11 protein-coding genes are annotated in these 10135 nt (G+C 42.6%); 3 read left to right on the top strand and 8 right to left on the bottom strand.

Going from position 1 to position 10135, the window contains the following annotated elements; genetic code table 11:
* The first annotated feature begins 586 nt into the window (after positions 1 to 586).
* The gene (locus R7P69_RS06815; RefSeq protein WP_005376619.1) at positions 587 to 838 is read left to right on the top strand and encodes a YgjV family protein; all 252 of its coding nucleotides are present in this window, start codon (positions 587 to 589) and stop codon (positions 836 to 838) included.
* An 88-nt stretch (positions 839 to 926) separates the two neighbouring features.
* Here the strand turns inward: R7P69_RS06815 and R7P69_RS06810 are convergent, their stop codons facing one another.
* Both R7P69_RS06810 and R7P69_RS06805 read right to left on the bottom strand, forming a co-directional pair.
* Positions 927 to 1208: a DUF2218 domain-containing protein gene (locus R7P69_RS06810; RefSeq protein WP_005376622.1), complete on the bottom strand. Its 282-nt coding sequence runs from the start codon at positions 1206 to 1208 to the stop codon at positions 927 to 929.
* A gap of 41 nt (positions 1209 to 1249) precedes the next feature.
* The gene (locus R7P69_RS06805) at positions 1250 to 3256 is read right to left on the bottom strand and encodes a TonB-dependent siderophore receptor (RefSeq protein WP_025767866.1); all 2007 of its coding nucleotides are present in this window, start codon (positions 3254 to 3256) and stop codon (positions 1250 to 1252) included.
* Positions 3257 to 3372: 116 nt separating this feature from the next.
* Between R7P69_RS06805 and R7P69_RS06800 the strand changes: the two genes are divergently transcribed.
* A complete protein-coding gene (locus R7P69_RS06800; protein ID WP_238952701.1) occupies positions 3373 to 4341 on the top strand; it encodes a helix-turn-helix domain-containing protein in 969 nt (322 codons plus the stop codon).
* Between the two features lie 87 nt (positions 4342 to 4428).
* Positions 4429 to 4815 (top strand): Cu(I)-responsive transcriptional regulator, encoded by a 387-nt coding sequence (cueR, locus tag R7P69_RS06795; RefSeq protein ID WP_005376627.1) that lies wholly within the window; start codon positions 4429 to 4431, stop codon positions 4813 to 4815.
* 42 nt (positions 4816 to 4857) lie between these two features.
* Here the strand turns inward: cueR and vctC are convergent, their stop codons facing one another.
* From vctC to R7P69_RS06765, 6 genes are all read right to left on the bottom strand, one after another.
* On the bottom strand, positions 4858 to 5613 hold the full coding sequence (vctC, locus tag R7P69_RS06790; RefSeq protein WP_005376629.1) for an iron chelate ABC transporter ATP-binding protein VctC: 756 nt from the start codon (positions 5611 to 5613) through the stop codon (positions 4858 to 4860).
* 2 nt (positions 5614 to 5615) lie between these two features.
* The gene (vctG, locus tag R7P69_RS06785; RefSeq protein WP_171345628.1) at positions 5616 to 6566 is read right to left on the bottom strand and encodes an iron chelate uptake ABC transporter permease subunit VctG; all 951 of its coding nucleotides are present in this window, start codon (positions 6564 to 6566) and stop codon (positions 5616 to 5618) included.
* Positions 6559 to 7494 (bottom strand): iron chelate uptake ABC transporter permease subunit VctD, encoded by a 936-nt coding sequence (gene vctD, locus R7P69_RS06780; protein ID WP_017820306.1) that lies wholly within the window; start codon positions 7492 to 7494, stop codon positions 6559 to 6561. The genes vctG and vctD overlap by 8 nt, the downstream gene beginning before the upstream one ends.
* A 22-nt stretch (positions 7495 to 7516) precedes the next feature.
* On the bottom strand, positions 7517 to 8425 hold the full coding sequence (locus tag R7P69_RS06775; RefSeq protein WP_005376635.1) for a siderophore ABC transporter substrate-binding protein: 909 nt from the start codon (positions 8423 to 8425) through the stop codon (positions 7517 to 7519).
* 163 nt (positions 8426 to 8588) lie between these two features.
* Positions 8589 to 9269: a Crp/Fnr family transcriptional regulator gene (locus R7P69_RS06770; RefSeq protein ID WP_238952702.1), complete on the bottom strand. Its 681-nt coding sequence runs from the start codon at positions 9267 to 9269 to the stop codon at positions 8589 to 8591.
* 134 nt (positions 9270 to 9403) lie between these two features.
* The gene (locus R7P69_RS06765; RefSeq protein WP_017635382.1) at positions 9404 to 10135 is read right to left on the bottom strand and encodes a nucleoside phosphorylase; all 732 of its coding nucleotides are present in this window, start codon (positions 10133 to 10135) and stop codon (positions 9404 to 9406) included.

Genomic DNA, 10135 nt, shown 5'->3' with positions numbered 1-10135 from the left:
TCATTCAGCTAAACGCCAGACTGCCGGTTGCGATCAATAATGGAAGAAAAGCAATGAGAATGTTGTATACACCGGAGCGTGATGACAGCTTAATCAATATCGGTGACGAAAAAAACGTAACGATTAAATATTGAACAACATAAATTGCAGGACAAAATGCAACGATAAAAAAGTGGCTTACGATATGAATCCCCGCACACCACGAGTTCGGTTTTGTTCTGATATACAGCAAAAAAAACACGAGCAAGCTAATAATAAAATACATAAACACAGCACTTGAAAATAATTATCATTTTCAATCATATGTAAATATTCCCTTACTTTCAATGGTGTTTGAGCTATTAATGTCATCGTTATTATCAATCAACACAATAAGTAAAATTATCAGTAATTCCAGTCCTAAACGTTTGCGTAATCGCTAACCTTCTCTTAACCTTGATTTGAGGCTTTTATCACGGTTTTTCCATTGATATAGTGCGTCCATACAACAAAAAAAGACCATTCGAGGCATGGAGCTTCCTCATTAATCTCAAGATGAGAAGAATTGGTACCGACAAAATTCGGCAGATTTTAAGAGGGTCAAAAAATGGACATGAATATGGTTGAGATTTTAGGTTATGCAGCTTCAATCATGGTCGCTATTTCGCTAACTATGAAAGATATTGTTAAGCTTCGTATCCTTAACTTTATTGGTTGTGCGCTATTTACTGCTTACGGACTAATGATTGATTCTTGGCCTGTAGTACTAACTAACGGTTTTATTGCTTGCGTTAACATCTACTTCCTAGCAAAAATGCAGCAGGAAAAAAAAAGCCTAGAGCCTGAGAAAGCGCAATAGCATTCAAACAATAAAAGCCCGCAAATCATAAGATTGCGGGCTTTTGCTTTTAACATTCCCTTTCTATCACAGCATCCTTAAACGAGCGCTAACGAACCCAGCTAAGTGCTAGTGTTTCTCGACGAGAAAACATGTCCACATGCGATGAAATGATCGCCTTCACCGTATTCAGTTTCTCTTCTGAATCCGCCTCACAGGTTATAGTTAAGCTAGATGCACAAAGGTTAAACTCAGCTTTTCCCGTCGGAAATGTCACCAAACCGCTATTTTCATTCCAAGTAGCAGGAACTTTTCGTCCAAAATGCCGACAAAGCGTCACTAAGTATTTGTCAGCGTGTTCGCTATCTATTCGGGTGCTTTCTTTAATCATGAACTTACTCGTTACTTTGAAACGTCCTATGAAGAACCTTGTTAGAATTGATAAGCTGCAGAGAGCTTGAAGTTGCGACCCGGCTCGTAGTCATCAAGCGTGAAGCCACGTGCAGTCCCCGAACGAGACGCATGAGAGCTGTACAACTCGTCAAATACATTATCAATACCAAAGGTCACCGACAGCCCATCAATATCAGACGGCACCCATTGAGCGTATAGATTATGCACATCATAACTTGCTTTCTTTGGCTGACCATCAAAGACGTTGTCTTCCTCTAGAACAAACATTGAGTTCCACCCGAAGATCGTTTCTAAAGCGTCTGACTGGTAATCCAAAGTTAGAGCAATGCTATCACCCATATCAATGCTACGCCCATTGCCCCCAGCAACAGGACCACCAGTATTCTTGTTTTTGGTGTCCGACTTAGAGTAAGAAAGTTTGCTGTTAAACTTGTCGTAACCATAAGAAGCACTTGCTTCAAAGCCTTTAATCTCAACATCACCTAAGTTGTAAATCAGGTAAGTTTGAGTCGCGTTTTGGTACTGATCTGCAATGTAATCATCAATTTCCGTTTGGAATACCGTAATATTCGCCCCAAAGAAATGTTTATCAAAGGTTTTATCAAAACGAACACCACCCTGCGTGTTCAATCCCGTTTCTGGCTTTAACCCATCCTCTAAAAATGCAACGTCTTGGTAAGCAATAAAGGTTTCCATTAGCTCTGGACCTTTAAATAGAGAGCGTGCACTCGCAAACAACGTCCAATCTTGCGTCACCGCCCATTCTGCTGCTAGAGCCCAAGTCACATCATCATAATTACTGTTTCCTGTCTCAGCTTTGCGTTTGTAATCATCAAAGCGCATACCTGCAGTAATAAAGAAGGCATCAGAGAAGAAGAACTGATCTTCTACAAACAGTGCGGTTGAAATCGCCGATTCGTCCATAAACTTACGACTACCGTAGTAACTCGAAGACGTTTTATCCATGTAGTCGAAGCCATAAGTGACTCGATTATCAAACTCACCTAACATAACATCTGACTGGAATTTGCCATTCAAACCAAAGTTTTGGTTTTTGGCGGTGTTCTTTGATAAACGGTTCGAGGGCCAACGAGGGGCCATCACCGTTTCGTCACGTTTAATTTCTGTCTCGGTATTATAAAGAGTGACGTTTCCTTGGTGTTGTTCGCCTCGCAACTCGTAACTCAAGGTAACGGTATCGCGGTCATAATCCGTAGGGATAAGTAACTTGCTCGACAGGCTATTATTTGCACTACCCGACATATCAGGACGCGGACTGTAATCTCCACTGTCTCGGTACATGTCATAAGAGAGCTCAAAACGATGGATGTCATTTAGTTCATACCCCAGCTTAGCCAGAATGTTGTAAACATCACCTGCAGCACCGTAGGTTTTATTGCCATCACCATCTTCAAAATCATCACGCGTAACGTAATGGCCATAGACCATCGCATCAATGTTTTCGGACAAAAGTCCGTACAGTGTCAACGAACCTTGTTGGTTGTCGTTGGATGCATAGCCGCCATAAACACGCGCACCAAACTTTTCATCGTAACGAAGTAAGTCACGAGCGTCTTTCGTTTCAAAGTAGACCGAACCGCCTAACCCGTTTTGAGTCACAGAGTTATTACCTACCTGAATGTCCGCAGATTTGAGAATGTCAGGGTTCAACGTCAAGTTACCAATATGATGGAACATGCTCGCATGCTGAGAAGCACCGTCAAGACGAATGTCCAAATCGGTTTCGCTCAAACCACGAATCGTAATACGTTGATTCACAGAGTGTGTTCCACCAACATCCACACCGGGAATATCGCGCAGTAAATCAGACATATGATCCGCTTGCTTCAGTGACATGTCGTCCGCAAACATCGACTCAGTGTTGCTGGAAACTTTCGTTCCCCATACAACGACCTCTTCAAAATGTGACTCAGTATCTTGAGCTAAAACAGGGGTTGATAGCGCCATTCCCACTGCAAGGCAAAGGCTTGAAAGCTTGATAGGTGAACAAGCAGGGCTTTCCATAACTTCATTCCTAAATATTAATGATAATAATTCTCAGGTATAATAAGCATGAGTTTTATAAATACAAAGGCGATTTGGTTATGCGAAATCGCACAAGTGTTATGAGGAAGTGTCAAATGCAGGAAGTCACAACAAAACGAACTAAAATTGCCAAGATAGCTTTAACCCAAAGACTAGAGGCGACAGAGAAACAATGGATTGTCACGCAAGGCCAACCTTGCCAAACTCAACTGGCCGAAGGTAAGTTCCTATCATATCAGTACAATGATCAAATTTTTGTTCATGGTGGGCGTTGTCTAGAACTTATTGATTCGAATATTGTTTCTACTGCACACGCCTCACTGCTGGTCACTATTCTTTTAGAAGGTAGACTCTCGTTTGGCTACGACGATTTGCAATTTGATTTAGACGCGAGCGACGGCCCTAAGGGTGTAGTGGTGAACTTACTCAAACCTGCAAATTTTCGTCGTTCACTGCTCAAAGATAACCTCATTAATAAGATCAACATATTGGTTAAGCCCCAATGGCTAGAGGCCCGCCTTGAGCAAAATTGTAGTCATCGAGCCTTTTTTAACTCTCATCAGGCGTTTCAACAGTTGGAGCTTAACCAGACGCTATGCGAGCTGGCTGAAACGTTAACAAATAGAGAAACACCGCAAGAGTTCCAAGAGAAACTAGAGGTCGAAAGCTTGATCTATCAAATATTACATCAAGCCACCAAGCAAATTCCTAAGAATTTCAGTGCTAAAAACAGCAGTATTGAACGACACATTGATGGTCGGATTGAGGATATTGTCAGCTATATTGAAACTCACCTTGATCAAGAACTACGCTTGGAAAAGTTGGCGAGCCAATTCTCAATGAGTGTTTCAAACCTGCAGCGCCGATTTAAACAATCACTTAATATGACCATAAACGGCTACATTCGTTTTCGACGTCTTGAGATTGCTAGGCAACATTTGGAACGTGGCCTAGTGACGATAACAGAAGCCGCCTATGAAGCCGGATACCACCACCCTTCTAACTTCACTTATGCCTTCAAAAAGGCATTTGGTGTGCCACCACATGAATTGATTAAAGAGTAAGGGGACTCTAGGTAACTGACTGTTATTTAGGAGTGTCTTATCCACAACATCGGTATATACTCGCCTTAAACGTTATGGAGGTTAAACATGAATATTGGTGCTGTCGCGAAGCTCACTGGGCTTTCATCTAAGTCGATTCGATTATATGAAGACAAAGGGATCATATCTCCACCAGCGCGTAGCGACTCTGGCTATCGCGAATATTCAGATAATCATATTCAAGAGCTTAACTTGGTATCACGCGCCAAAAGCGCAGGCTTTTCGTTGCAAGAATGCAAAGAGTTCGTACAACTTGCTCATAACCCCAACCGCAAAAGTAGCGAAGTAAAAGCAAGAACCATGGACAAACTGAGAGAGGTTGAAGAAAAAATTGCACACCTCATGGAGATCAAAACGCAACTTGAAGGTTGGGTTTCTTCTTGTCCTGGAGATGCAGAGAGCCGATGCCCAATCATAGACGAGCTCACCAAGTAAGCCCGCCTATCTATTGATCTCGTTAAAAACGAACTAGCTCGCTTAATGATAAGTACACATGCGCTTACCGTTTAACTCTATGATGTTAAATGGCGTTTCGTAGATGTCCTCTAGCGTAGACGCTTGAATAACCTCTTCAACCGCACCACTCGCCACAACTTTACCTTTCTTAAGCGCCAATATGACATCTGAGTAACACGCCGCGAAATTAATATCATGAATCACGACCACCATAGCTTTATTCATGTCATGGGCTAACTGCTGCACAACTTTCATGATCTGAAGAGAGTGTTTGATATCTAAGTTATTAAGAGGTTCATCAAGAAAGACATAATCTGTATCTTGTGCAATCACCATAGCAATAAATGCAAGCTGTCGCTGACCACCACTTAATTCATCCAAGTATTTGTCTTGAATATCTTGCAAATCTAAGTAGTCGATCGCTTTTTCTATGACCTCATGATCTTCTTTAGTCAGATTTCCTTTAGAGTATGGGAAACGACCAAAAGAGACTAACTCTTTTACGGTAAACCGCATTGTAATCGAGTTAGCTTGGCGAAGTACTGCCAGTTTTTTCGCTAGCTCTTTTGTGTCCCATTCCGCGATTTCCTTGCAATCAATGATAACACTACCGCCATCTCGCTCCGTTAAGCGCGAGGCCATAGATAACAGCGTGCTCTTTCCCGCGCCATTTGGACCGATAATCGATGTTACCTTGCCCTTTTCAAACTGAGTATTGGCCTCGTCTACGACTTTGTTTGAACCGAAAGCCTTCGTTAATTTGTCTATTACTATCATATTTATACAACTTTGTTTTTCAGCAGCAGGTATAAGAAATACGCACCGCCGATAAAGTTAATTACGACACTCAACGTCGTCTCAAAACTGAACACGTTTTCGATTATCCATTGCCCAGCAAGTAGTGAACTGATGGATAGAAACGAACATCCGACCAATAGCGTTTTATGTTGGTAACTTCGGAACATTTCTCGGCTTAAGTTGGTCACTAGTAAACCAAAGAACATGATTGGCCCTACCAAAGCCGTAGAAATAGCAATCAAAACCGCCGAGATAATAAACACATTTCTCGTCACTTTAGGTACATCAACACCCAAACTTTTCGCATTGTCTTGGTCGAGCCAAAACACATCTAAAGTGCGATGCATCCTAAACAACAACCAACATGCAAACATCAAAGCCGGAGCACTAAAGTAAACCAAGTTCACTTTGACATTATTGAAACTGGCGTACAGTTTCGACTGAACAATTGCATATGTGTTTGGGTCCATCAGCAAAGAAAAGAATGACGCCGCATTGGAAAATAGCTGACCAAAGATCAAGCCGACCAATAGCAACGTAATCAGGTTCTTGCTGCCTTTTGAAAAGTAAAACCCAAACAGCAGTAGCGAAAACGACACCATTACAATGACTGCAATCGCGAAATTGACGTACAAGTTAAGCACCAAGGTACTCAACCCACCAAAAATCAACACGATCAATATTTGGGTTAACACATACAGCGCATCAAAACCCATGATACTTGGCGTTAAAATTCGGTTGTGCGTAATGGTTTGAAATACAAGTGAAGACTGAGCAATGGCCACACCCGCTAGCACTATCGCCAATACTTTAGGAACTCTACGAGACAAAAAATATTGGTAGTTGTCAGCCGTTAGCCCAATACCAATAAACAGACACGCGAAAAGAATCGCAATGCCACCTAGCATCAGGATCTTCGTTGAATCACGCATGTTGCTTACCTCGCAACAACATAGCAATGAATACCACGCCACCCAATATGCTGATCACGATAGAGATTGGCATTTCATGAGGGAAAATAATTAAACGACTCACCAAATCGCAACACAACACTAAAATGGCCCCATACATGGCCGTAAGCGGAATGTTCTTTTTGAGGTTATCGCCATAAAAGTGACTCACGAGATTCGGTACAATCAGCCCCAAGAATGGCAACTGGCCAACAATCATCACGACACTTGCTGACATGATGGACACCAATAGCACGCCAATCGTCACAACCTGCTGATAATTCAAACCCAAGTTAATCGCGAAATCTTTTCCGATACCTACGGCAGAGATCCTTGCGGCAAAAAGATAGCTGAGGATAACCATTGGTACCGCGATGTACAGCAGTTCAAAATCACCACGCAAGATGTTGGCGAAGTTTGCGACTGTCCAAGCATTCAGACTTTGAAGTGCATCATATTTGTAAGCGATAAACGTAGTCATGGATTGGATGACATTGCCGAAAATAATCCCGACAAGAGGCACAAAAACCACGCTCTTAAATTGAATGCGCTGTATAAAGAAAACAAACGCTAGCGTCCCAAATACCGAGATGCCGAATACGAGCCAAAGGTGATTATCATTACCAAAGAAAACCACGCTCAGTACGTAGCCCAACATGGCACATTCGATCGTACCGGTTGTAGAAGGTGCAGCAAATCGGTTCTGGCTGATTTGCTGCATGACAAGTCCCGCAATACTCAAGCCAGCACCAGCAAGCAGTATGGCAAATAAACGTGGTATACGGCTGGTAAAGAAAAGCTCTAATGCTTTCTCATCACCTGAAAAGAGTTGTTGGGGCGTCATGTTTGCCACCCCAACAAATAACGAAACCGTGCTTAAAACCACAAGGGTTAGCAATAACTTCTTCAAAGTTAACCTCTGCTATCTTGGATTACAGTTCAACGGTTTGCTTTATCTCACTGACCATTTTTTCTGTTGCTGTCACACCAGACATCGACAAGTACCACGCGTCCACATCTAAATAAGTGATTTTATGATTTTTATATGCCGCAGTCGCTTTGACTAAGTCGTTATCCATAGATTTACGAATATCGTTATCCGGCGTACCTGTCAGAGAATTTCGGTCAACCACGAGAATATTTTTCGGGTTAGCTTCACGAATAAACTCATAAGAAATGACATCTCCGTGAGTGCCCGTTTTCACGTGCTCAACCGTTTCCAAGAAGCCAAAGTCGTTATAAATGACGCCAAATCGCGACTGGGCACCAAACGCGCTGATATTGTCACCCATGCTTAAAATCGTTAATGCATCATTTTTGTTCGATTGGTTGTAGTCACGGATTGCTTTGAATTGAGCATCTAGCGCTTCAATTTTCTGCTCTACTTTTTCTTCGATATTGAAGATCTTACCAATATTGCGCCATTGCGCTTGCGTGCCTTCCCAATAGCCTTGGTTCTCTTTCGCCGCAAAAACAACTGTAGGGGCAATTTCACTCAGCTCTTCATATTTCGCAGACGCCCGCGGACCAACCAAAATCAAATCCGGTTTTTGCATGTAGATGGTTTCAAAATCAGGTTCAAACAAACTACCCGCAGAGGTGTAGTTATCTTTGCTGTATTTTGAAAGGTAACTAGGAAGATTAGAAGAGTTAGATACTGCAACAGGATCGATACCAAAGTTGTCCAGCGCATCTAGCGGGCCAAAGCCAATCACAACCACACGCTCTGGGGATTGTTCTAGCTCTGTTTGACCCATGTAGTGGTCAATCACAACTTTAGCAGCGAAAGAAGGAGAAACAGTAAATAACGACAGCATAGCCGCACCAACGAATTTTTTCATTTTGTTAAGCCTTAATGAGATCTATTATCATACGCGTTCGCAATATAACGCTACTCTTTAATGCATTCAACAAAATTTAAGGTACTTTACATTAGTTACGTTTACTCAAGACTTAGATATATCAAAGACTTATAAAACCCATTAGTTTCAATACCTGGGCGTATCATTCATGCGCTTCAATAAACGCTTTGAGTGCCAGCTCATCAATAATCTCCAAACCGTTGTCTGTTTTGGTAATCAATCCCTTTTCAATCAAGTCCTTAACTGCACGTCGATAGACTCGGCCTGAGGTGCCAAACCGCTCAGCCTCTTGGTTCACTTTATCAAAGCCACCAACGAGCTTATCCGTCTGATTACGGACGAGAAGATCATAGGCAATGTTGTAAGTAATGGGATGCAACAAACGATTAGTGTAGATATCCATGGAGTCTTGATAATCCTCAGCCAATGCTGAAGCGAAGAACACCATCATTTCAGGATGATTTTGCAGAGCTTCGGTTAGTTTTTGGATACAGATAACATCAACCTGCATATGTTCATCTGCTATCACATTCCATTGACAAGGGGTCTGAGTGAAGAACTCCATTTCACCATAAATATGATAGTCGCAGTTAGCTTCCCCTAATTGAAAACGTCGTCCATTTGCGGCCAATATGTTCATCGAGACTCGACCTACTGGCACAACATACAAGTACTGAAGTTGCTCACCTTGGCGGAGAATTGCTTCCCCAGCATCAAAGTAACGCGAATTTATTTGGCACTGATAAATCAAATCGCGAAAGGTGGCACTCTTTTCTTCAAGGTATGTTTTGAAGCGACCAGTCGGATAAGGGCTGATTTTCATTTTCTGCTCTCTCAGAAAAAGTTACGGACAACTATTTAAGGTGGATTGTACCCCGTAACTCCAAATAAAAAAGCGACAGTGACCTGTCGCTTTACATCTATTCTGTTTATGTGACTTACTGAGATAGAGACTGGCTAACGCTGAGCAACCAAGGCTTCTAATGCCGTAATCGCGGCACTCTTCTCACCTTGCATCATTACTTTGGCCTCATCAACGTACTGACCAACCCCTTCTTTCACATCTTGTTGATACAGCACCACGTTGTTTAATATCGAAGCCACATGAAGGCCTCGTAGTCGACCGACCGTAAACAGCGCAGAGGTTTCCATATCTGCACCTAAGATGCCTTTCTTGTTCCAATGTTGGCATATTGCATCCTCGTCATCGGTATAGAAACTGTCGTGAGAACGCACCACACCAAAATGATAATGCACTTTTTGCATCGACAAGTAACGCTCAACTTCCTTTAACAGTGAAAAGCTTGCGTAGGCTGGATAAGACGAATCGACATACGCTTTAGAGCCGCCCTCATCTCTTACCGCGCCTTCGGCAATGATCAACTCGCCAAGATGAATGCCTGATTGCATTGCCCCCGCAGATCCAACGCGTACCACATGAGTCACACCGCACTGTTTTAGCTCTTCCACTGCGATGATCATCGATGGCGCACCTATACCTGTACTACATACTGAAACAGGCTTGCCTTTGTAGTTGCCGGTAAACACACGGTACTCGCGGTTTTCCGACACCATTTCTGCATCATCAAATAATGCCGCGATACGATTCGCTCGATCTGGCTCGCCGCATACAATAACGAGGGGAGCGATTTGTGTTTCATCCACTCCGATATGAGGTTGTTTGGCCAT

It is taken from the genome of Vibrio sp. 661 (genome assembly GCF_033339315.1).
Taxonomy (GTDB): Bacteria; Pseudomonadota; Gammaproteobacteria; order Enterobacterales; family Vibrionaceae; genus Vibrio; species Vibrio alginolyticus.
This window is presented reverse-complemented; position numbering and strand designations above follow the sequence as displayed.

Excerpts from the sequence above, each read along its gene's own strand:
- R7P69_RS06815 (WP_005376619.1), top strand. The coding sequence starts at position 587 with ATGGACATGAATATGGTTGAGATTTTAGGTTATGCAGCTTCAATCATG.
- R7P69_RS06810 (WP_005376622.1), bottom strand. The coding sequence starts at position 1,208 with ATGATTAAAGAAAGCACCCGAATAGATAGCGAACACGCTGACAAATAC.
- R7P69_RS06805 (WP_025767866.1), bottom strand. The coding sequence starts at position 3,256 with ATGGAAAGCCCTGCTTGTTCACCTATCAAGCTTTCAAGCCTTTGCCTT.
- R7P69_RS06800 (WP_238952701.1), top strand. The coding sequence starts at position 3,373 with ATGCAGGAAGTCACAACAAAACGAACTAAAATTGCCAAGATAGCTTTA.
- cueR (WP_005376627.1), top strand. The coding sequence starts at position 4,429 with ATGAATATTGGTGCTGTCGCGAAGCTCACTGGGCTTTCATCTAAGTCG.
- vctC (WP_005376629.1), bottom strand. The coding sequence starts at position 5,613 with ATGATAGTAATAGACAAATTAACGAAGGCTTTCGGTTCAAACAAAGTC.
- vctG (WP_171345628.1), bottom strand. The coding sequence starts at position 6,566 with ATGCGTGATTCAACGAAGATCCTGATGCTAGGTGGCATTGCGATTCTT.
- R7P69_RS06775 (WP_005376635.1), bottom strand. The coding sequence starts at position 8,425 with ATGAAAAAATTCGTTGGTGCGGCTATGCTGTCGTTATTTACTGTTTCT.
- R7P69_RS06770 (WP_238952702.1), bottom strand. The coding sequence starts at position 9,269 with ATGAAAATCAGCCCTTATCCGACTGGTCGCTTCAAAACATACCTTGAA.
- R7P69_RS06765 (WP_017635382.1), bottom strand. The coding sequence starts at position 10,135 with ATGGCCAAACAACCTCATATCGGAGTGGATGAAACACAAATCGCTCCC.